Origin of the sequence: Pseudoalteromonas translucida KMM 520 (genome assembly GCF_001465295.1) — a bacterium.
Classification (GTDB): domain Bacteria; phylum Pseudomonadota; class Gammaproteobacteria; order Enterobacterales; family Alteromonadaceae; genus Pseudoalteromonas; species Pseudoalteromonas translucida.
The window spans coordinates 394,474-415,675 of sequence record NZ_CP011034.1 but is presented as its reverse complement, the minus strand read 5'-3'; the positions used below and the strand labels follow the sequence as shown (position 1 = coordinate 415,675).

The following is a 21,202-nucleotide window of genomic DNA, read 5'->3' as shown; positions in this document are numbered from 1 at the left end:
TAAACACCGTGCTTGGCTTACCTCTGCCTGAAACCTAATATCTAAAACCTGCCCTTTTTACTCTGGCCTACCTTTATTACGTTTACCTAATAAGTACGCGTCGCGGAATTTTATAAAGTGCTGTTCTAATTTAGAGGCTGCATCCTTCTCTCCCGCTAACGCTAACACCATAATGGCCACTTCTGCAGTGCCGAGTTGGTGCGCATGGGGAGCAACGCGTAGGCGGTAGTCTGAGAGTTTGTCGGCAGTGATCGATAATACCGGAAGGTTATCTAAATACGGACTTTTGCGGATCATTTTTTTAGCTTCGCGCCAGGTGCCGTCTAAAAATATAAATAGCGGTTTTTTACCGGCTGTTATATTTACTTCAGTTACGGCTCTGCCCGGCTCTACATCTTCAGCAGGAAATACCACCATAGGCTGATATTGTGGATCGTTTATTAATGCTAATAGTTTGGCATCGGGATCGGTTCTGTCCCATCTAAATGCATAGTTTTCAGGTATTATTTCGGCGATTAAACGCCCAGTATTTGAAGGTTTAAAGCTTTCATTATGATACATAAGTAAACAAACAGCAGCGTCGCAATCGGCCTGTATAACCCCTTCGCAAATACAGTAAAGCTCTGCAAGTAAGCATTGCTGGCAACGTGTCATTTTAGCACCCCGAGCATTGAACTCACGGCGCGATTCGCTTATTTGTTGGGCACGTAATGCTAAAACGGCATTTTTCACTGGGGGTTTACCTTAAATAAATTAGGCGCGCATTGTAGCTATATTTGATAAAAATAGATATGTAAGGGCGCAGTGAAAAGAGTATTTTAGCGTTCAGGTTTTAGGTATCAATAAGGTAATACAACCCTGTAGCCGAAAGTTTACCTCGCGCAGTTTTTTAATATTAATAAGCGCGGCATAAAGCCCCGCCTACGCATACCTCCAGACACTGAGCTTGGTTTGATCTCTGCCTAAAACCTGCTCTTAACCTAATACCTGCTCTTAACCTAATACCTGCTTTTCGCCCATAAAAAAACCCAAGCTGGGCTTGGGTTTTTAAACAATTAACTAAAAGAAATTATTTTTTCTTTTTAACTGCTTTTTTATTTGGTAAGTCAGTGATTGAACCTTCGTAAATTTCAGCTGCTAGGCCGATTGATTCATTCAATGTTGGGTGAGCATGAATGGTAAGCGCTAAGTCTTCGCCATCTGCACCCATTTCTACTGCTAGGCCAATTTCGCCCAGCATTTCGCCTGCGTTAATACCAACCATAGCGCCACCGATTACACGGCCACTTTCTTTATCAAAAATAAGCTTAGTAGAACCTTCAGTACGTGCAGATGCAATTGCGCGACCTGATGCAGCCCACGGGAATACCGCAGTTTCAATGCTAAGGCCTTGCTCTTTTGCTTCTTTTTCAGTTACACCAACCCACGCCATTTCTGGATCTGTGTAGGCAATTGAAGGAATACATTTAGGATCAAAGTAATGTTTTTGACCAGAAATAACTTCAGCTGCAACGTGTGCTTCGTGAACCGCTTTATGCGCAAGCATAGGCTGGCCAACAATGTCGCCCACTGCAAAAATGTGCTCAACGTTTGTTTTAAGCTGCTTATCAACATTAATAAAGCCGCGATCATCAACGTTAACGCCTGCTTTATCTGCATCAAGTAACTTACCGTTTGGTGTACGGCCAACTGCTACAAGTACTTTGTCGTAACGTACTGGTTCTGCTGGTGCGTTTTTACCTTCAAACGTTACATATAGGCCATCGTCTTTTGCGTCAATGCCCGTTACTTTAGTAGAAAGCATTACGTTAAATTTGTCGCTTACGTACTTTTGGTAAATTTTAACAATGTCTTTATCGGCAGCAGGTACTAGTTGATCAGCAAATTCAACTACGTCGATTGCTGAACCTAGTGCACGGTATACTGTGCCCATTTCAAGACCAATAATACCACCACCAAGTACAAGTAGCTTTTCAGGGATATCTTTAAGCTCTAGTGCGCCAGTTGAGTCAATTACGCGGTCATCTTCTGGGATGAAAGGTAAGCTAACTGGTTTAGAACCTGCAGCAATAATTGCGTTATCGAACGTAATTGTTGTTGTACCGTCGGTGCCTTCAACAGCAATGGTGTTGCTGCCAGTAAATTTACCGTAACCGTATACAACTTTAACTTTACGCATTTTCGACATGCTAGTTAAGCCACCAGTAAGTTGGCCAATAACAGAGTCTTTCCATGAACGGATTTTGTCTAAGTCAATTTGTGGTGCGCCAAAAGTAACGCCATGATCGGCCATTGCCGCTGCGTCATCAATTACTTTAGCTACATGTAAAAGCGCTTTTGAAGGGATACAACCCACATTTAGACATACACCGCCTAGTGTATCGCGAGACTCAACTAGTGTAACTTCTAAGCCCAAGTCAGCAGCACGGAAAGCCGCAGAGTAACCACCAGGACCACCGCCTAGTACAACAACTTGAGTTTTTAATTCGTTGCTCATGCTATTACCTTAATTATTTGAACGGGACACAGCCCCAAGGTTTAACTGCCATGCTTCTGCGAGGCAGAAATTCTGTGCAAAGATTGTATCATTGCAAATGGTAAAAATCCCAGCAAAAAACAACTGGCTGGGATTTGATTTCATACATTTTTAGCGATTACATCACTAATTGACGAATATCGCTCATGTAGCTTGCCAGCGTAACAGTAAAGCGTGCTGCTAGCGCACCGTCAATCACTCTATGGTCGTACGACATTGACAATGGCACCATAAGTTTTGGTTCAAACTCTTTACCATTCCATTTTGGCTTCATTTCAGATTTAGATACACCTAAAATAGCCACTTCTGGCGCGTTAACAATCGGCGTAAATGCCGTACCGCCAATACCGCCTAAGCTTGAAATAGTAAAACAGCCACCTTGCATATCTGCCGAGGTAAGCTTACCGTCGCGTGCTTTAACAGATACTTCCATTAGCTCGCGCGATAGTTCAATAATGCCTTTTTTATCAACATCTTTAAACACAGGTACTACTAAACCATTTGGCGTATCAACCGCTACACCAATATTAATGTACTTTTTAAGAATTAAGCTTTCACCGTCGTTAGACAGTGACGAGTTAATAGTTGGAAATTCGGCCAACGCTTTTGCTGCGGCTTTCATTACAAATACTAATGGCGTAATTTTAACACCTAGCTTTTTCTTCTCGTTAAGGGCATTTTGCTCTTTACGGAATTCTTCAAGGCTTGTTATATCGGCTTCGTCGAACTGAGTAACATGTGGGATTTGCACCCAGTTACGGTGTAAGTTTTTACCCGATAGCTTTTGAATACGCGATAGTTTTTTCTCTTCAATTTCGCCAAACTTAGCAAAATCAACTTTAGGCCATGGAATAAGCCCAAGCTCACTGCCGCCTGCGTTGCCTTTACCTGCCGACAATTGACCAGATTCAACTTGCTTAACTAGGTTTTTAACATAGTTTTGCACGTCGTCTTTTACTACGCGGTTTTTACGGCCAGAGCCTTTTACGTTAGCTAGGTTTATACCAAACTCACGTGCTAAACGGCGTACCACAGGCGATGCATGTGCATACGCGCTGTTATTGGCAAAGCTTTCGTTGCTAGCTGCTGGAGCAGATTGCGTCGCTGTTTCGGCTTTTGGCGCTGGCTTTTCGCTTTTAGCAGCAGGTGCAGATTTTTCGGCTTCTGGTTTAGCGGCTGCAGCGGGTGCGCCACCAGCAACTTCAAAAACAAAAATTAACGAGCCGGTCGATACTTTGTCGCCCGTAGCTACTTTAATTTCTTTAACTGTGCCTGCAAACGGTGCCGGAAGCTCCATTGCCGCTTTGTCGCCTTCAACGTTTAGTAGCGATTGATCTTCAGTAACGCTGTCGCCAACGGCTACTAAAATTTCGGTCACTTCAACTTCGTCGCCACCAATATCAGGCACGTTAACTTCTTTTGTGCTTGATGCTGAGCTTTGCTCGGCTGCTGCCGGTGCTGCTTTAGTTTCGGCTGGTGTTGATTCAGCTGCTGGTGCTGCAGACTCGCTACCTGCTACTTCAAATACAAATACCAATGAACCAGTTTTTACTGTATCGCCAGTCGCTACTTTAATTTCTTTCACTGTGCCAGCAAATGGCGCAGGTACTTCCATTGATGCTTTGTCGCCTTCAACGCTTAAAATAGACTGATCTTCAGTAACGCTGTCGCCAACGGCTACTAATATTTCAGTTACTTCAACTTCGTCATCGCCAATATCTGGCAAAGTTACGTCTTGTACTGCAGAGCTAGAAGCCGCTGGTGCTGGCTTAGCGTCAGTTGCAGGCGCTTTTTGCTCTGCTGCACTGTCGCTTTTAGCTGTACTTGCGCTTTCGCCTGCACTCTCGCCCTCAAAGATAAACACTAAAGAGCCAGTAGCTACGTTGTCGCCAATGCTTACTTTAATCTCTTTTACTGTGCCAGCAGTGTCGGCCGGTACTTCCATTGACGCTTTGTCGCCCTCAACGGTTAGTAATGCTTGGTCAACTTCAACAACGTCGCCAACGGCTACTAATATTTCGGTTACTTCTACTTCATCACCACCGATATCGGGTACTTTAATTTCAATACTCATTGCAAACCTCTTATGCGTACAGTGGGTTAAGTTTGTTGGTGTCTATATTGAACTTTTTAAGTGCTTCAATAACTACCGACTTTTCAACTTCACCACGTTTAGCAAGTTCAGATAACGTAGCAACTACAACGTAGTCTGCGTTAACTTCAAAGTGACGACGAAGGTTTTCGCGACTATCAGAGCGGCCGTAACCATCGGTGCCTAACACTTTATAGTTATTGCTAGGAATAAACGAACGCGCTTGCTCTGCGTAGTTTTTCATGTAATCGGTTGCTGCAACCGTTACTGAATCGTTTAGTACGCTAGTGATATACGCAGTTTTTTGCTCGCCTTCAGGGTTAAGCATGTTAAAACGCTCAACATCTTGGCCATCGCGCGTTAATTCGTTGAAAGACGTTACTGAGAATACGTCAGATGCAACACCGTAGTCTTCGCTCAATACTTTAGCTGCTTTACGTACTTCAGTCATAATAGTACCCGAGCTTAATAGCTGTACGTTGGCTTTTTTGCCTGCGTAGCTCTCTAGCTTGTAAATACCTTTACGAATACCTTCTTCAGCGCCTTCTGGCATAGCTGGCTGATGGTAGTTTTCGTTCATTAACGTTAAGTAGTAGTAAATGTTTTCTTGATCGTCACCATACATACGACGAATACCATCTTGAATGATAACCGCTACTTCGTATGCGTACGTTGGATCGTAAGAAATACAGTTAGGTACTGTGCTGGCAAGAATATGGCTGTGGCCATCTTCGTGTTGTAAGCCTTCGCCGTTAAGCGTAGTACGCCCTGCTGTTGCACCTAATAAGAAACCACGTGCTTGCTGATCGCCTGCCATCCATGCCATGTCGCCAACGCGTTGGAAACCAAACATAGAGTAGTAAATGTAAAATGGGATCATGGGTAAATCGTTGGTGCTGTAAGATGTTGCTGCAGCAACCCATGACGACATTGCACCTAACTCGTTAATACCTTCTTGCAGTACTTGACCCGATGTAGCTTCTTTATAGTAAGAAACAATATCGCGATCTTGAGGTGTGTAGTTTTGGCCATGCGGGTTATAAATACCAATTTGGCGGAACAAACCTTCCATACCAAAGGTACGTGCTTCGTCGGCAATAATAGGTACTATGTTTTTACCAATGCCTTTGTCTTTTAATAAAATATTAAGTGCACGAACAAAACCCATAGTGGTAGAAATATCACGTTTTTGTTCTTCAAGTAGCGGGTTAAACGCCTCTACTTCTGGCACAGCTAACTTTTCGCTAAAGCGCGCAATACGCTTAGGTGTATAACCTTTTAGTTCTTCACGGCGTGCGTGTAAGTAAGTGTGCTCAGGTGAGCCTTCTTCAACCGTTAAATATGGCAGTTCGGTTAGTTGCTCTTCAGATATTAAATCGTCAAGGCCTAAGCGTGAGCGTAGGTGTGCAACATGCGACATGTCCATTTTTTTAACTTGGTGCGCAATATTTTTACCTTCAGCCGCTTCACCCATGCCATAACCTTTAACGGTTTTAGCAAGAATAACAGTAGGACGACCTTTGGTTTCTTCTGCTTTTTTAAATGCAGCAAATAATTTAGATGGCTCATGACCACCACGCTTAAGCGCAAAAATTTCGTCATCTGTCATATCAGCAACAAGTGCTGCGGTTTCAGGGTAACGACCAAAGAAATGCTCACGTACATACGCGCCATTTTTTGCTTTATAGGTTTGGTAATCGCCGTCAACTGTTTCGTTCATTAGTTGTAATAGCTTACCGGTTTTATCTTTAGCCAGTAATATATCCCAACCGCTGCCCCACACTAGCTTAATTACGTTCCAGCCAGCGCCTTTAAATAGGCCCTCTAGCTCTTGAATAATTTTACCGTTACCCATAACTGGGCCATCTAGACGCTGTAAGTTACAGTTAACTAAGTAACATAGGTTGTCTAGCTTTTCGCGTGCAGCAAATGAAATAGCGCCACGAGATTCTGGCTCATCCATTTCGCCATCACCTAAAAACGCATAAACACGTTGGTTTTTAGTGTCTTTTAAGCCACGGCCGTCTAGGTATTTTAAAAAGCGTGCTTGGTAAATAGACGAAATAGGACCAAGGCCCATAGAAACCGTAGGAAACTGCCAAAATTCAGGCATTAATTTAGGATGCGGGTACGACGGTAAGCCTTCGCCACCTACTTCTTGACGGAAGTTATCTAGCTGCGATGCCGATAAACGCCCTTCAACAAATGCGCGGGCATAAATACCCGGAGAAATATGACCCTGGTAATAAACTAAATCGCCGCCATCTACATCGTTTGGTGCTTTAAAAAAGTGGTTAAAACACACTTCATAAAATGCCGCAGACGATTGGTAAGACGCCATATGGCCGCCTAAATCGAGATCTTTTTTCGATGCACGCAATACAATCATAATCGCGTTCCAACGAATTATTGAACGAATACGGCGTTCAATATTTACATCTCCCGGGTAAGCAGGTTCTTGCTCTACCGGAATTGTATTGACGTAATTAGTGGTAATACCCGTTGGCATATCTACGCCATCTAAACGGGCTTGCTCTAACACTTGCTCAAGTAAAAACTGAGCTCGTTCAACACCTTCTTCGCGCACAACCGATTCAAGAGCTTGTAACCACTCTTGTGTTTCTAGCGCGTCTACGTCAATTTTATTGACTTCAGACATATGGAGGTTTCCTTATGTTTAAAATACGAATGTTGTGTATTTAACACATCCCACTTACTAATTTTGAGTAAGGATGTATTTGCTTAATTTTGTTTGGTGCGTCTTAAACTGCGTTCAATTCGCGAATGTTCTTTACCCGCTTCAAGTAATGCTTCTTCTATATAGGCTAAATGCGCATTACTAGCTAAGCGTGCTTCTTCGGGCTTACCTTCAATAACAGCATCCATTAGCAAACCACGGTGGTGGCCTAATTGGTTACTGATATCTGATTTTGTTAATAACACGGTTAAATTTTGTAATACATTTTGCTCAAGCAATGCCTGCATGCCTCTCACTAAATGTAGTAAAACAATGTTATGTGACGCCTCTGCAATACAAAAATGAAAAGCATTTATTGCTTTCGCTTTTTGTTGTAAGTCGTCTTGTACCAAAGCAATTTGATCAAAGCTTTGTTTTACTTTAATAAAATCGTTATTGGTGCCACGCAGTGCAGCGTAATACGCGGCAATCCCTTCTAATGCATGACGAAATTCAAGTAAATCAAACTGCGATTCAGGATGTTTACTGATCAAATCAAACAGCGGATCAGTAAGCCCTTCTTCGAGCTGATTTTTTACATACGTACCGCCGCCTTGGCGCCTAGTTACTAAACCTTTAGCTTCAAGCTTTTGAATCGCTTCGCGCAGTGATGGCCGCGACACTTCAAATTGCTTAGCTAACTCACGCTCCGGTGGCAGTTTTTCGCCTGGTGCCAACGATCCCTCAAGAATCATGTTCTCAAGTTGTTGTAAAATCACATCCGATAATTTTGCAGCTTTAATCTTTAAAGACATCAGTCAACGTCCGCGTTGTATAAATACCAAAAGCCCTTAAAACCAGGCTTTGAACTGAACAATTTAGCCAAAAGGTAAATTGGTCATACCAAATTTTGACATACGGTAACAAAAAGCCTAATTGCTGTCAATTTACAGTGGCTTTAAGGTCACTTAGCCAGCGTAACGCATTCAGCACAAAGTTTAAAGAATACACAAAATAGTATAAATAAAGAAAGGTAAATGAGACGAAAATAAATTGGTCAGACCAGGAGGTAAGAAATGGGGGATTTAGGTATTAGGAGTTAAAAAATAAGTAAAACAAATACACGCTGCGTAAGGTTTACCTTGCGCAATGTTTTTTAATTAACAGCGCGGCATAAAGCTCCGTCTACGATTAGCCTAGATACCAAGCTTAGTTTTATCTCTACCTTAAGCCTGATATCTAAAGCCTGCTTTTTAATCCAACCCACCAAACAGGGTTAATAACGCAATCAGTACTAAATAAAACAATACATTACGTTTTACCAGTTTAATCATACAGGTAGCTTCGTACGCGCAGTCGTAGTAACGTTTTTCTACCTGCTCTGCGGCTAATGCGGTGTAAGTAACTACTTTGCGGTTAGGGCTTGTAAAATCAAGCGCGTAGCGTAACCAGCAACTAGTGCCTTTATTAAAGTTACCTATTACTAAATAACCAAAACTGGTAATACGTGCAGGTAACCAATCAAGCCAAAATAATAACCTGTGTAGCATTTTAGTGTGCTTTGCTATTATTTCATCGTCATCTTGCGTTACCAAGTCGGCGAATGTGCGTACGAGTGCATATAAAACCGCACCGGCTGCGCCTAATATTACAAACCAAAAAATCACCGCGCAGTAAAACCTAAAGTTAACCCACGCCAGGGTTTGCCCCACTGTTTCGCCGTCTTGTTCTTCTTCTGTGCGATTTTGGCCTATTTGCAGTGCATATAAAGTGGCTGCGGTTTTATCATCTCGGGTTAAAGCATTTAAGTACGACTTATATAAAGCACGCTGTTTAGCACAACCAAAACACACGAGTAATATTGTTACATTAAAAATAAGTTGCCACAGCACAAAGTCAGATAGCAAATATAAACAACCAATAGCCAGTACAGGTAAAAGTAACCACACTAAAAAACCAACACCCGAGCCAAATACGCCTTTATTAGTAAGTAGGTTTGCCGAGCGATTTACATAACCATCTGCGTAGTAGCTAATTTGCCAATGGGCTGAACGAGCACCTAAGCGCTCAAGTATTAATGCAATTATTATCGAAACCAAAATCATTGTTGTTACTCACTTAGCCTGATTGTTTAAGCATAGTTAAAAATAAATGCCAGTTAAAGCTACTACCGGGGTCCGTTTTTCGCCCTGGTGCTATATCGCAATGCCCTACAATTCGCTCTATTGTTATATTTGGGTAGCGTTGCATTATGGCTTTACTTAGTGTTTTTAAACTAGTGTATTGCGCTAAAGTATAAGCTGTGGTGTCGGTTCCCTCAAGCTCAATGCCAATGCTAAAGTTATTGCAGTTAGTTTGCCCTTTAAACTCAGACGCCCCAGCATGCCATGCTCGTTTATTAAATGGCACGTACTGCACTAGCTCTCCGCTGCGTTTAATAAAGCAATGCGCCGACACCCGCACACCCTGTAAATCGCTAAAGCTACTATGCGCTTCACAATTAAGCGTACCCATAAATAAATCATCAACATAGGGCGTACCAAACTGCCCCGCCGGCAACGATATATTATGAATCACCAATAAAGAAACATCAGTATCACTCGGGCGCTCATCAAAATGCGCACAACCACGCTGCACAGCACTATTTACCACCCCATTTAAATCTATGTTCATAATTTAAATCAAAAGATCGACATAACATCGATGCTAAAGGATTTAATTTAAAAATGATAGACGAAGCAATAAAAGCTTACCAACCACCGAGTTTGTAGCCGGGAGTTTACCTCGCGCAGCTTTTTAATTTTAACCTGCGCGGCATAAAGCCCCGCCTATACATAACCTAAGCACCGAGCTTGGCTGATTTCTACCTAAAACCTGCTCTTTCCCTAAAACCTGCCTTTACCACAAAGCTGGTTATTACATTTCAAACATAGTAAAATTTGCTTAATTTATTTACTGTTATGAGCTTTTTTATGCCTATTCCACACACTTTAGTTAGTCAACTAGTTACTCTTGCACTTGGTGAAGATTTAAATTACCAAAGTGCTGAAAATGGCGACATTACCGCGCAACTTATTCCTGCAAACGAGCAAGCAAGCGCTAAAGTAATTACCCGCGAAGACTGCATATTTTGTGGTAAAGACCTAATTATTGAAGTATTTAAACAAGTAGATCCAAGCGTTGTAGTAAATGTACTCGTAAACGATGGCGATGCAGTTACAGCTAATAGCACTTTATTTACAGCAACAGGCTCGGCTCGCGCTATTTTAACTGCCGAGCGTACAGCACTTAACTTTGTACAAACACTTTCGGGCACGGCTACTACCACTGCTCATTACGTAAAAGAACTTGCGGGTACAAAAACCCAACTACTCGATACCCGTAAAACCATACCTGGTCTACGCATTTTACAAAAATATGCAGTTAAATGTGGCGGCGGTGCAAACCACCGTATTGGTTTATACGACGCGTTTTTAATAAAAGAAAATCACATAGCAGCGTGTGGCGGTATAAACAAAGCAGTGGCGCAAGCTAAACAAAACCAACCAAACAAACCAATAGAAGTAGAAGTTGAATCACTTGTTGATCTAAAACAAGCGCTTGATGCGGGTGCCGATATTATAATGCTCGACAACTTTAACGTAGAGCAAATTAAGCAAGCTGTAGTGGTTACTAACAAACGTGCGAAACTTGAGGTTTCCGGCAATATGACCTTACAAACGCTTAAAACTTACTCACAAGCAGGGGTAGATTTTATATCAAGCGGGGCGTTAACAAAAAACTTACAATCAATCGATTTATCGATGCGGTTTGATTAATATATGTGCTAAGCCTAAATTAAAATCGTGCTAATTCATTGACAATAGCTGCTATAAAGCATTTAATAATCCGAAAGGACTGCTTTTTAACATTTTGTTAAATAAAATACTTTTTTAAATATAAGCCGTGTACTAAAAAGTAAAAAACAGTGGTAAACTCACGCTGTTGTACTATAAATGAATGTAACATTAATATAAAAGCACTAATTAGCTGCTTTAATACTAATGCGTTCAGTGAACAGGCATAAAAAGCTAAGCGCGTATTAGCTAACAATATAAGTAATTAAAAATTGATTGCGGCTATACCTAAATATAAAAGTAATTAAATAACGCATTAAAGTGCTAAACGTTTGTAACTTTAATAACTAAATTCACAGCGTACTTTTTTTTATACAAACCAAAACACGCTGTACAGTAAAGTTTATTTTTTAAATAAATAGTTTAAGTAAACTGTTTAAATAAACAAATTAAGTAAACAGGTTAAATAAACAAATTAAGCTAAGCACTAATGCTACTTAAATAGTGTTTATTTACCACAACATTATCCTTTAGGAGAGGAAACATGAAAACAATGACACAACAGAACCAAAAGGGTTTCACCCTAATTGAATTAATGATCGTTATCGCAATTATCGGTATTTTGGCTGCTATCGCATTACCGCAGTACCAAACATATACTAAAAAAGCACGTTTTTCTGAGGTTGTACTTGCAGCATCGTCAGCGAAAGGCTTAGTAGATGTATGTTTTCAAACTCGTGGAGCTGGAGATTTAGATAACTGCAAGACCCCTGCTCTTGTTGGTCTCGATACAGCGGGAGCTGCAGCTGGAGTTCATGTTTTAAGTGTGACAGTTGGAGATGATGGAGTAGTCACTGCTATTGGTGAAGATACTGTTGATGATGCTACATATACACTTACCCCTTCAGTTGCAGGAACTGCTGATGTGCCATTGGGAACTCTTACCTGGGCCCAAGATGGTACATGTATTGCCAAAGGTCTTTGTTAATAGAATAACTAATGATTAAAGCCTTAGGCTTTTCATTAATAGAGCTAATGATAACTATCTCCATTATGGGGATATTAATATCATTAGCTCTTCCTGCTTATAACAACCATTATAAACGCGCTAAATTTACTGAAGTTGTTTTAGCGAGCAACGCATTACAGCGCAATATTGAAATTTGCTTTTATACAAAAGAATCTCTAAACAATTGCAATACCTTTAGTAAACTAGGCAGTAATAAATCAGACTTTTTAGCCCCTGAGTTTATCTCCGACATTGAAATTACCAACACCGCCCAAAGCATTCAAATAAAATCAACAGCAAGTAACGAAGCATCTATTTCTAGCGCAGGAGATACTTATATTATGCTTGCAACAATAAATGCGAACCAACTGCAATGGGAATTATTGGCAACTAGCACCTGCATTAGTGAAGGGACTTGCTAAAAACAAGATTATTACCATCCATTGTAACATTTACTATACCTTTTTTTGTTATTACTGCGCACTGTATCCCGCACTCTGTTGCGAAATTTGATACTTCAAAAAACTCGTACATTTCCACTGGCGAAACTGACTCTTTAATTAGCTTATCGTACTTACTTCTATTAGCAGTACCAATTTTAGGCTCGTTAAATTTGTAAAAACTTTCCGAGATTTCACTTCGCCTAGACTCACTTTTTGATATAGCAAAATAAGAACCTTGCCATTTTATAATATAAGCAAGCCTTTGGCTGTCTATTTGAACAACACCATAACCAAAGGATACAGCTTGCAGTAATACGATTAATAAAATATTGATGATATTTTCTTTCTTTGCTTTATCTGGTGAGAGTAGCCAAAAACTCAGTACTGGGCCTAAAATAAGGTCTAAGGTAAATATAATTATCGCTAAGCCAACTAAATCTGTTAGCAAATAACGACCATCATAAAACCAATTTAAATAAATAAGCATTGCAGCAATAGTTAAAACCAAAGCCCCTGTAAGTAAATGTATAATTGACCACTGGAGTTTCTGTTTAAATTTTTGTTTTAACATACATGATTCCATCATTTTGTTATAAGTTGGTAAAAGCTTTTGCATCAATTGTTTATGTGCAATTTTGCAGCTATTATATAGCACTAAGCTAAATGTTATACCTTCATGGTGATATGGAATCAATATGGCTAAACAACAAGAAAAAAAAGGGCAAGATACCTTTGAGTGGGTAGGCGTTAGCACTCGCGGGAAACGTTTAGAAGGTGAGCTTACAGGTTCTAGTGTTGCGTTAGTAAAAGCCCAACTGCGTAAACAGGGTATTACCCCCTCAAAAGTAAAGCGTAAAGCCAAACCGTTATTTGGTGCACGCTTACAAAAAATCACCCCTAAAGATATTGCCATAGTCACTCGGCAAATTGCTACCATGCTTATGGCGGGTGTACCGTTAATTCAGTCAATTGAAATGATTGGTACTGGAGCAACCAATAAAAGCCTTGGTAAACTCATGGAAACCATTGCAGATGAAGTAAAGACTGGCCAACCGCTATCGCAAGCACTAAGGCGCCACCCCCGTTATTTTGATGATTTATATTGTGATTTAGTGGCATCGGGTGAGCAGTCTGGGGCTTTAGATAAAATATTCGACCGCGTTGCAATTTATAAAGAAAAGTCTGAAGCGCTTAAATCAAAAATTAAAAAAGCGATGTTTTACCCTATTGCGGTATTAGTTATCGCACTTATTGTTACCTCTATATTACTAATATTTGTAGTACCGCAATTTCAGGATATTTTTGCCGGATTTGGCGCTGAACTCCCTGCTTTTACCTTATTTGTAATTGCTATATCGGAATTTATGCAAGAGTACTGGTGGATAATACTTATAATAATATTTGCCTTTGGTTGGGCGTTTAAAGAGGCACACCTTAAAAGCTTAAAGCTCCGTGATGCAACAGACAGAGCTATATTAAAGCTCCCTGTTATTGGTATGATTTTAAACAAAGCTGCTGTTGCCCGTTACGCGCGTACGCTTTCGACTACTTTTGCGGCTGGTGTACCGCTAGTAGATGCGCTGGATTCTGCCGCAGGAGCCTCGGGTAATGCGGTTTATCGTTATGCTATTTTAGAAATAAAAGCCGAAGTAAGCTCGGGTAACCAAATGAACTGGGCAATGCGTAACTCTAAAATATTCCCTGATATGGTAATACAAATGGTGGCTATTGGTGAAGAGTCGGGATCACTTGATAGCATGTTAGCCAAAGTAGCGACTATTTATGAGCAAGAAGTTGATGATGCGGTAGATGGGCTCTCAAGCTTGCTAGAACCGATGATTATGGCAGTACTTGGCGTATTGGTTGGTGGTTTAATTGTTGCCATGTACTTGCCTATATTCCAACTTGGCGCTGTTATTTAGTTTTTAAACTCATTATTTAATTATTTGGTCGTTATATGCAAAGTATTATAGAAGTAATGCAAAGCCAATTATGGTTTTATTTAACCACTATTGGCTTAGTGAGTTTATGTGTTGGCAGTTTTTTAAACGTAGTTATTTACCGTTTGCCACTAATGATGCAACGCGAATGGCAAGGCGAATGCCGACTGCTTTTAGAAAGCGAACTTAAAAGTAATAATACAGGCGAAAACGAGCCTTTAAACTCAACTTTTAATTTAATTAAGCCCAACTCTACCTGCCCTAAATGTAAAACCGCAATTAAAGCGTGGCAAAACATTCCTGTTATTAGCTGGTTATTTTTAAAAGGTAAATGCGCCAGTTGTAGTAACCCTATATCGGCTCGTTACCCTATTGTAGAGGCAATAACTGCACTATTAAGCTTAGTTGTTGCGTATAAGCTGGGTGCTACTGAGCAGGCTTTACTTTATATAGCAGTTACTTGGACTTTAGTGGCACTTACCTTTATTGATATTGACCATATGCTCCTGCCCGACCAAATTACCCTACCGCTAGTGTGGCTGGCGCTTATAGCTGCAGTACTGGGCTATACCGTTACCCCAACTGATGCCATTATTGGTGCCGCTTGCGGCTATTTAAGTTTGTGGAGCGTATTTTGGTTATTTAAATTACTTACCGGTAAAGAAGGCATGGGCTATGGCGATTTTAAATTACTTGCCGTGTTTGGTGCTTTGCTTGGCTGGCAATCATTATTAACTATTATTTTGCTCTCGAGCGTAGTGGGCGCCATTATTGGCATTGCGCTATTAACTGTTCAGGGTAAAGACAAAGCTACGCCTATTCCGTTTGGCCCCTACCTTGCTATTGCAGGCTGGATCACCATGTTATGGGGCGAACAATTGCAAGCTAGTTACTTTAATGTAATTGGTTACTAATATGAGCGAACATCCTGTTAAAGTAACGAACATAAATAATTGGGTGCTGGGTTTAACTGGCGGTATAGGCTGTGGTAAAACCGCTGTAAGTAACATGCTTGAAGCACTGGACATTTGCGTTATTGATGCCGATATTATTGCTCGCCAAGTGGTTGAGCAAGGCAGCGAAGGGCTAAAGGCAATTATTGCACACTTTGGTGCAGATATACTCTTAGCCGATGGCAATTTAAACCGCAGTGCTTTGCGCGAGCTTGTGTTTAGCAATAATGAGCATAAAAACTGGTTAAATGCCCTATTACACCCACTTATACGCCAGCAAATTATTACCGATTTAAATAATGCCACCAGCCCTTATGTGGTACTTGTTGCCCCGCTACTTTTTGAAAACGGCCTAGATAAATACTGTAACCGCACTTTACTTATAGACGTGCCAAAAAACGTGCAAATAGAGCGTACGGTTAAACGTGATAACATAAGCTTAGAGCAAGTAAATAGTATTATTGCCGCGCAAATGTCGCGTGAACAAAAACAACAACAAGCAGATGATATTTTAAATAACGATCGCAGCTTAGCTTTGGTTAAGCACGACCTGATAGCTTTGCATAAAGGCTATTTAAAACTGGCGTTAAAATAGCCATAAATTATAAAAACAGCTATTTTAATTGCTAAAATTAGCCTAGATTGTGATGGGCAATGTAATCCCTGCTTTTTTCTGATAAATTGCTAACTATTGAAGGATTTAAACAGGTGCGCAATGAATATTAACTCACCGTTATTAAGAAAATTTATTACCCTTGGCCGTGTTGATGCCGATATAGTAAAAACTAAACAGCAAGAGTTTGCCTCTACTGCTGAGCTTATTGCTAAATGCGGAAAAATCGACAGTAAAGATTTAGCGGCGCAATGCATTGATTTATTTAGGGTGCCTTTTTTTGATTTAAAAGACTTTAATACCGCACTTATTCCCCCTGAGTTAGTAAAAGAAAAACTGATCCGTAAGCATCATATTTTGCCTTTAGTACAAAAAGGCAGAAAAGTGTACATTGCCGCCTCTGATCCTACCGATTACGGCGCATTTGAAAACTTTGAATTTAGTACCGGTTTGTCTTGTGAAGTGGTGGTAGCTGACTACGTTCAACTCGATAACAAAATAGAGCAATTGCTTGATGCCACTGGTAGCTTAAATTTAAGTGATGACGAGTTTAAAGAATTTGCCGAACTAGACGCCGATATCCAAAAAGACACCACTCAAGATGATGATAAAGACGATGCACCAATCATTGTTTACATCAATAAAATATTAATGGATGCAATTAAAAAAGGCGCGTCTGATTTACACTTTGAACCTTACGAGCACAAGTACCGAATTCGCTTTAGAATTGACGGCATTTTGCACGAAGTAGCCAGCCCACCAAATACTTTAGCAACTAAGCTTTCAGCGCGTATTAAAGTAATGTCGCGCCTTGATATTGCCGAAAAACGCAAACCGCAAGATGGCCGCATAAAGCTAAAAATAACCGAGCGTAAAAGCATCGATTTTCGGGTAAGCACCATGCCCACCTTGTGGGGCGAAAAAATTGTAATGCGTATTCTTGATTCATCTAGCGCCATGCTTGGCATTGATGTATTAGGTTACGAACCCGAGCAAAAAAAGCTGTATATGGATGCGCTTGAGCAACCACAAGGGATGATATTAGTAACTGGGCCTACTGGCTCGGGTAAAACGGTATCGCTTTACACTGGCTTAAATATATTAAACCAGCCAGAGCGTAATATTAGTACCGCCGAAGATCCGGTAGAAATTAACCTCGAAGGGATTAACCAAGTACAAATTAATATAAAAGCCGATATGACCTTTGCCAACGCATTGCGCGCATTTTTACGCCAAGATCCCGATGTAGTAATGGTAGGTGAAATACGTGACCTAGAAACCGCTGAAATATCTATTAAAGCGGCACAAACCGGTCACTTAGTGCTTTCGACCTTACATACTAACTCAGCGCCCGAAACCATTACCCGCTTATTAAACATGGGCGTACCGGCGTATAACGTAGCAAGTTCAATAAGTTTAATTATAGCTCAGCGCCTAGCGCGTCGCTTATGCCCTAAGTGTAAAACACCTGAGAATTTACCTAGCGAAGAACTACTGCGCCAAGGTTTTAGCCAGCAACAAATTAGTGAAATGACCCTGTATGCCCCTAAAGGTTGCGAAAACTGTACCGATGGTTATAAAGGCCGTGTAGGTATTTACGAAGTAATGAAAATCACCCCAGAAATAGCACAAATTATAATGCGCGGCGGTAACTCGCTAGAAATAGCTGAAGTGTCGCTTAAAGCCGGATTTAATAACCTGCGTTTATCGGGTATTCGTAAAGCCGCCGACGGCATGACCTCGTTAGCTGAAATTAATCGGGTAACGAGTTTTTAATATCAGGTATCAGAAAAATGATACGACTCTATAAAAGCCAATACAATACAATACTAAAAGCATTTAAACTGACTTAGAGTTTGGCTATTAGACAGCACCATTTAAAACAAGATTGAGAGATTACTATGCCAACTATTGTTAACTGCCCAACCTGTAAAAGTAAGGTTGAATGGTCAGAGCAAAGCCCACACCGCCCGTTTTGTTCAAAACGTTGTCAGCTTATTGATTTAGGCGAATGGTCGTTTGAAAATAACAGAATTTCAGCCCCTATAACCTCAGCTGAAGATTTTAGCCAAGACATGATTGAAGACATAGAAGCCATGATGGCAAAAAACGAAGATGACTTTTTTAAGTAATAAATAGGTTTAGTCTGGAATTTGTAGGCGAGAGTTTACCTCGCGCAATCGTTTTTAAATTTTAACCCGCGCGGCATAAAGCTTGGCCTGCGGGTAATTTAAACACCGTGCTTGGCTTAACCTCTATCTAAAACCTGACACCTTGTTTTACTTAAACAACATACAAAGCAAAACACCGAGCTCAAATGGAACTCGGTGTTTTATTTTATATAGCCAAAAATTTATCCAACTAAAAGCTATTTTGAATGTTTTTTCTTACCCATACGCTTTTGCATTTTTGCAAACTTTTCTTGCTGCTCTGCATTTAGAACTTGCCTTACTTGGTGCTGAGTTTTTAATTTAATTAAACCCATTTCTTCACCTTTTTCGTGGCGTTGAGCGAGTAGCTCTTTTGCGGCATTTTCGTCAAACGTTGCTGCTGATAACAAGCTTTCCATTATAGCTTTGTGAGCGGTGCGCTGTGCTTTACGCGCTTCTTTGTCTGTGCCTCTAAGTGCTTGCATTTGCGTTTTTTGTGCTGCAAATATAGCTTCTAATTTAGTTTGCTGCTCTTGTGTTAAATCGAGTTTATCAGCGCCGCGCTCCGATAGTAAAAAGTGCGCTTGTGAATAGTGACCTTGCTTATGCATATCACCTTTGGCCATAACACTGGTTGCACCGAAAGTAGCGGTTGCTAAGCCACAAATAAGTACTAGTTTTGAAAGTGTATTTACTTTAGTCATAATCATTACCTTTACTATTGGATTGGTTGTTTTAATCTGTTGAGGTAACTATACCCGCTGCAATGCAAAGTAACGCAAAGCAGTGTAAAGGTTATGTAAAGATTCACTTTTGTACTATTAAGCAGGTAAAATCAGCACATACGGCACAACCCAAGGGTTTGAAAATGAAACTATTAATGATTGATGACGACACAGGTTTGTGTGAGCTATTAAGCGAGTATTTAACCGCGCAAGGGTTTAACGTGCAAAGCGTACACGACGGTGAGCAAGGCTTAAAACTAGCGCAAGCGAACGACTACGCACTTATACTACTTGATGTAATGCTGCCAACCCTTGATGGTTTTGAAGTACTTAAACAACTTAGGCAAACCAAGCTTACGCCAGTAATTATGCTTACCGCCAAAGGCGAAGATTTTGATCGTATTTTTGGCCTTGAACTTGGCGCAGACGATTACATACCTAAGCCTTTTAATCACCGTGAGTTACTTGCCCGAGTTAAAGCAATTACGCGTCGTATTGAACATATTACTAGCATGAATGCCACTAGCAGCAATAAATTAGTCGTTAACGGGGTTACTATTAATTTGGCCGCCCGCGAAGCATTAATTCAACAAACTACCTTAACCCTTACCGGCACCGAATACGAAATACTCGCATTACTTGCCAAGCGTGCTGGCGAGGTGGTTAGTAAAGAGCAAATAAGTGAAGACGTACTTGGCAGGCGCTTAGCCTCGTTTGATCGCTCTATTGATATGCACGTTAGCAACATTCGTAAAAAAATAGCTGAGCACTTACCTAACGAGCTAATTAAAACCATTAGAGGGGCAGGTTATGTCTTTATTCAAGGCGAATAAAGCGCCCTACTTTGCGTGGCTAAAGCAACCACATCACTACTTGTTTTTTAAAGTGTTTATTTGGTTCTGGCTTACCATTATAGGCACCATAGCTGCGCTTGTTTTTTTAAGCCATATTACGCTAATTAATGTACTCAGTAATGAGCCATTAAAAGGGCCGATGAAAAAAAACCTCGCTCATACCGCTAAAAGCATTGAGCGCGCAGTTACTAAGCATCAGCGCACCTTGAGCGATATTGTTACTCACCCTAGACTATCAAAACGTAAGTTATTGTATTTAAGTGCCGCGCAAAGCGATGACTTTATAACCAGTAAAGAAGTGCCGAGCAATATTGATTTAAGCTTGCTTAATTTTAGTAAAAGTATGCTGCCGCAGGTAATAATTACCGAACATTTTCAGGCCTTTGGCCCTATCAGTGTAAATGTACCTGAGGGCCACTTTTATTTATACGAAATAGACATAAACCACCAGCCGCCGCTATTCGTGCGCTTAATGTTAATGCCTAAATGGATAAAAATTTCGATTGCGATTATTGCCTCACTTATTTTGAGTTTTTTATTCAGTCGTAATTTAATTGCGCCTATTAACAGCTTAAAAAAAGCCGCGATTAAACTCTCTGCCGGCGATTTAACAGCCCGGGCTGCCATATCCGCTAATCGTAAAGATGAGCTAGGTATATTAGGTCGTGACTTTAACCGTATGGCTGACCAATTAGCGCAATTAATTAGCGCGCAAAAACGCTTACTGGCCGATATATCGCACGAACTACGCTCGCCACTTACTCGCTTAAAAATGGCGACTGGCCTTGCGCAAATGCAAGCAAGCGAAGCCAGCCAATCGTACTTACTGCGTATAGAAAAAGAAGCCAATCAACTCGATAAAATGATTGCCGATGTATTACAAGTGTCGCGTTTAGAGGCAAATAGCCAAGCGTTATCGCTACACAAGCAGTCGCTGCAAGATATTGTTGATCATGTACTTAACGATGCCACTTTTGAAGCAAAACAGCATAACAAGCAACTACAAGTAAGTGGCTCGGCGGCGGTAACACTAAATTGCGATGAAGCGCTAATTGCCAGCGCACTGGAAAACTTACTGCGCAACGCCATTAAGTATGCACAGCACACTATTAGCCTTACCCTAAAGCACGGTGATGCCATTTATATTGAAATATGTGATGATGGCCCAGGTGTACCAAATAACCAGCTAAGTAAGTTATGTGAGCCGTTTTTTAGGCAGTCAGATGCGCGTGACCGAGTGAGTGGTGGCACGGGTTTAGGTTTAGCAATTGCCAAAAATGCTATTATTGCTCATGGCGGCAGCTTGGTTTTATCAAATAAACCACAAGGTGGCCTGTGCGCCATGGTTACTTTACCAATAATAAAAGAGTAGTG

Annotated in this window: 19 protein-coding genes; 10 read left to right on the top strand and 9 right to left on the bottom strand. The window is 40.8% G+C overall.

What is annotated here, in order from left to right; translation table 11 throughout:
• Nucleotides 1-57: 57 nt before the first annotated feature.
• From PTRA_RS01925 to ampD, 7 genes are all read right to left on the bottom strand, one after another.
• Nucleotides 58-732: a tRNA-uridine aminocarboxypropyltransferase gene (locus tag PTRA_RS01925; protein WP_058372475.1), complete on the bottom strand. Its 675-nt coding sequence runs from the start codon at nucleotides 730-732 to the stop codon at nucleotides 58-60.
• Nucleotides 733-1,069: 337 nt separating this feature from the next.
• Nucleotides 1,070-2,497 (bottom strand): dihydrolipoyl dehydrogenase, encoded by a 1,428-nt coding sequence (lpdA, locus tag PTRA_RS01920; RefSeq protein ID WP_011327104.1) that lies wholly within the window; start codon nucleotides 2,495-2,497, stop codon nucleotides 1,070-1,072.
• Nucleotides 2,498-2,654: 157 nt separating this feature from the next.
• The gene (gene aceF, locus PTRA_RS01915; protein WP_058372474.1) at nucleotides 2,655-4,610 is read right to left on the bottom strand and encodes a pyruvate dehydrogenase complex dihydrolipoyllysine-residue acetyltransferase; all 1,956 of its coding nucleotides are present in this window, start codon (nucleotides 4,608-4,610) and stop codon (nucleotides 2,655-2,657) included.
• 10 nt (nucleotides 4,611-4,620) lie between these two features.
• Nucleotides 4,621-7,287 (bottom strand): pyruvate dehydrogenase (acetyl-transferring), homodimeric type, encoded by a 2,667-nt coding sequence (gene aceE / locus PTRA_RS01910; protein ID WP_058372473.1) that lies wholly within the window; start codon nucleotides 7,285-7,287, stop codon nucleotides 4,621-4,623.
• A gap of 83 nt (nucleotides 7,288-7,370) precedes the next feature.
• Entirely contained in the window at nucleotides 7,371-8,120 is a 750-nt protein-coding gene (gene pdhR / locus PTRA_RS01905) for a pyruvate dehydrogenase complex transcriptional repressor PdhR (RefSeq protein WP_011327101.1), read from the bottom strand.
• A 438-nt stretch (nucleotides 8,121-8,558) separates the two neighbouring features.
• Entirely contained in the window at nucleotides 8,559-9,410 is an 852-nt protein-coding gene (gene ampE, locus PTRA_RS01900) for a beta-lactamase regulator AmpE (protein WP_058372472.1), read from the bottom strand.
• A gap of 13 nt (nucleotides 9,411-9,423) precedes the next feature.
• Entirely contained in the window at nucleotides 9,424-9,978 is a 555-nt protein-coding gene (gene ampD / locus PTRA_RS01895) for a 1,6-anhydro-N-acetylmuramyl-L-alanine amidase AmpD (protein WP_058372471.1), read from the bottom strand.
• A gap of 299 nt (nucleotides 9,979-10,277) precedes the next feature.
• Here ampD and nadC point away from each other — a divergent pair, with 299 nt between their 5' ends.
• The 3 genes from nadC (at nucleotide 10,278) to PTRA_RS01880 (ending at nucleotide 12,572) form a co-directional block, all read left to right on the top strand.
• Nucleotides 10,278-11,123 (top strand): carboxylating nicotinate-nucleotide diphosphorylase, encoded by an 846-nt coding sequence (gene nadC / locus PTRA_RS01890; protein WP_058372470.1) that lies wholly within the window; start codon nucleotides 10,278-10,280, stop codon nucleotides 11,121-11,123.
• Between the two features lie 562 nt (nucleotides 11,124-11,685).
• Nucleotides 11,686-12,129 carry a pilin gene (locus tag PTRA_RS01885; RefSeq protein WP_058372469.1) on the top strand — a complete coding sequence of 148 codons (444 nt, stop codon included), beginning with the start codon at nucleotides 11,686-11,688 and terminating at the stop codon, nucleotides 12,127-12,129.
• Between the two features lie 11 nt (nucleotides 12,130-12,140).
• Nucleotides 12,141-12,572, top strand: a complete 432-nt coding sequence (locus tag PTRA_RS01880; RefSeq protein ID WP_069188177.1) for a pilin — start codon at nucleotides 12,141-12,143, stop codon at nucleotides 12,570-12,572.
• Here the strand turns inward: PTRA_RS01880 and PTRA_RS01875 are convergent.
• Entirely contained in the window at nucleotides 12,553-13,164 is a 612-nt protein-coding gene (locus tag PTRA_RS01875; RefSeq protein WP_058374493.1) for a hypothetical protein, read from the bottom strand. The genes PTRA_RS01880 and PTRA_RS01875 overlap by 20 nt on opposite strands.
• Nucleotides 13,165-13,288: 124 nt before the next feature.
• Here PTRA_RS01875 and PTRA_RS01870 point away from each other — a divergent pair, with 124 nt between their 5' ends.
• From PTRA_RS01870 to yacG, 5 genes are all read left to right on the top strand, one after another.
• A complete protein-coding gene (locus PTRA_RS01870) occupies nucleotides 13,289-14,515 on the top strand; it encodes a type II secretion system F family protein (protein ID WP_058372468.1) in 1,227 nt (408 codons plus the stop codon).
• Nucleotides 14,516-14,550: 35 nt separating this feature from the next.
• Nucleotides 14,551-15,447 carry a prepilin peptidase gene (locus PTRA_RS01865; RefSeq protein WP_058372467.1) on the top strand — a complete coding sequence of 299 codons (897 nt, stop codon included), beginning with the start codon at nucleotides 14,551-14,553 and terminating at the stop codon, nucleotides 15,445-15,447.
• 1 nt (nucleotide 15,448) lies between these two features.
• Nucleotides 15,449-16,081, top strand: coding sequence for a dephospho-CoA kinase (coaE, locus tag PTRA_RS01860; RefSeq protein ID WP_058372466.1), 633 nt, complete (start codon nucleotides 15,449-15,451; stop codon nucleotides 16,079-16,081).
• A gap of 120 nt (nucleotides 16,082-16,201) precedes the next feature.
• Nucleotides 16,202-17,875, top strand: a complete 1,674-nt coding sequence (gene pilB / locus PTRA_RS01855) for a type IV-A pilus assembly ATPase PilB (protein WP_058372465.1) — start codon at nucleotides 16,202-16,204, stop codon at nucleotides 17,873-17,875.
• A 125-nt stretch (nucleotides 17,876-18,000) separates the two neighbouring features.
• Nucleotides 18,001-18,231: a DNA gyrase inhibitor YacG gene (gene yacG / locus PTRA_RS01850; protein ID WP_011327088.1), complete on the top strand. Its 231-nt coding sequence runs from the start codon at nucleotides 18,001-18,003 to the stop codon at nucleotides 18,229-18,231.
• Nucleotides 18,232-18,467: 236 nt separating this feature from the next.
• Here the strand turns inward: yacG and PTRA_RS01845 are convergent, their stop codons facing one another.
• Entirely contained in the window at nucleotides 18,468-18,953 is a 486-nt protein-coding gene (locus PTRA_RS01845; RefSeq protein WP_058372464.1) for a Spy/CpxP family protein refolding chaperone, read from the bottom strand.
• Between the two features lie 164 nt (nucleotides 18,954-19,117).
• Between PTRA_RS01845 and PTRA_RS01840 the strand changes: the two genes are divergently transcribed.
• Both PTRA_RS01840 and PTRA_RS01835 read left to right on the top strand, forming a co-directional pair.
• Nucleotides 19,118-19,807, top strand: a complete 690-nt coding sequence (locus PTRA_RS01840; RefSeq protein WP_058374492.1) for a response regulator transcription factor — start codon at nucleotides 19,118-19,120, stop codon at nucleotides 19,805-19,807.
• Nucleotides 19,785-21,200: an ATP-binding protein gene (locus PTRA_RS01835; RefSeq protein WP_058372463.1), complete on the top strand. Its 1,416-nt coding sequence runs from the start codon at nucleotides 19,785-19,787 to the stop codon at nucleotides 21,198-21,200. Before PTRA_RS01840 ends, PTRA_RS01835 begins: the two co-directional genes overlap by 23 nt.
• Nucleotides 21,201-21,202: the final 2 nt, after the last annotated feature.

What these genes read in the sequence shown, in the direction of transcription:
- coaE (WP_058372466.1), top strand. Translation starts at nt 15,449, where the DNA reads ATGAGCGAACATCCTGTTAAAGTAACGAACATAAATAATTGGGTGCTG.
- aceE (WP_058372473.1), bottom strand. Translation starts at nt 7,287, where the DNA reads ATGTCTGAAGTCAATAAAATTGACGTAGACGCGCTAGAAACACAAGAG.
- PTRA_RS01835 (WP_058372463.1), top strand. Translation starts at nt 19,785, where the DNA reads ATGTCTTTATTCAAGGCGAATAAAGCGCCCTACTTTGCGTGGCTAAAG.
- PTRA_RS01845 (WP_058372464.1), bottom strand. Translation starts at nt 18,953, where the DNA reads ATGACTAAAGTAAATACACTTTCAAAACTAGTACTTATTTGTGGCTTA.
- pilB (WP_058372465.1), top strand. Translation starts at nt 16,202, where the DNA reads ATGAATATTAACTCACCGTTATTAAGAAAATTTATTACCCTTGGCCGT.
- nadC (WP_058372470.1), top strand. Translation starts at nt 10,278, where the DNA reads ATGCCTATTCCACACACTTTAGTTAGTCAACTAGTTACTCTTGCACTT.
- PTRA_RS01870 (WP_058372468.1), top strand. Translation starts at nt 13,289, where the DNA reads ATGGCTAAACAACAAGAAAAAAAAGGGCAAGATACCTTTGAGTGGGTA.
- PTRA_RS01880 (WP_069188177.1), top strand. Translation starts at nt 12,141, where the DNA reads ATGATTAAAGCCTTAGGCTTTTCATTAATAGAGCTAATGATAACTATC.
- aceF (WP_058372474.1), bottom strand. Translation starts at nt 4,610, where the DNA reads ATGAGTATTGAAATTAAAGTACCCGATATCGGTGGTGATGAAGTAGAA.
- PTRA_RS01865 (WP_058372467.1), top strand. Translation starts at nt 14,551, where the DNA reads ATGCAAAGTATTATAGAAGTAATGCAAAGCCAATTATGGTTTTATTTA.
- lpdA (WP_011327104.1), bottom strand. Translation starts at nt 2,497, where the DNA reads ATGAGCAACGAATTAAAAACTCAAGTTGTTGTACTAGGCGGTGGTCCT.
- pdhR (WP_011327101.1), bottom strand. Translation starts at nt 8,120, where the DNA reads ATGTCTTTAAAGATTAAAGCTGCAAAATTATCGGATGTGATTTTACAA.
- PTRA_RS01840 (WP_058374492.1), top strand. Translation starts at nt 19,118, where the DNA reads ATGAAACTATTAATGATTGATGACGACACAGGTTTGTGTGAGCTATTA.
- ampD (WP_058372471.1), bottom strand. Translation starts at nt 9,978, where the DNA reads ATGAACATAGATTTAAATGGGGTGGTAAATAGTGCTGTGCAGCGTGGT.
- ampE (WP_058372472.1), bottom strand. Translation starts at nt 9,410, where the DNA reads ATGATTTTGGTTTCGATAATAATTGCATTAATACTTGAGCGCTTAGGT.
- PTRA_RS01885 (WP_058372469.1), top strand. Translation starts at nt 11,686, where the DNA reads ATGAAAACAATGACACAACAGAACCAAAAGGGTTTCACCCTAATTGAA.
- yacG (WP_011327088.1), top strand. Translation starts at nt 18,001, where the DNA reads ATGCCAACTATTGTTAACTGCCCAACCTGTAAAAGTAAGGTTGAATGG.
- PTRA_RS01875 (WP_058374493.1), bottom strand. Translation starts at nt 13,164, where the DNA reads ATGTTAAAACAAAAATTTAAACAGAAACTCCAGTGGTCAATTATACAT.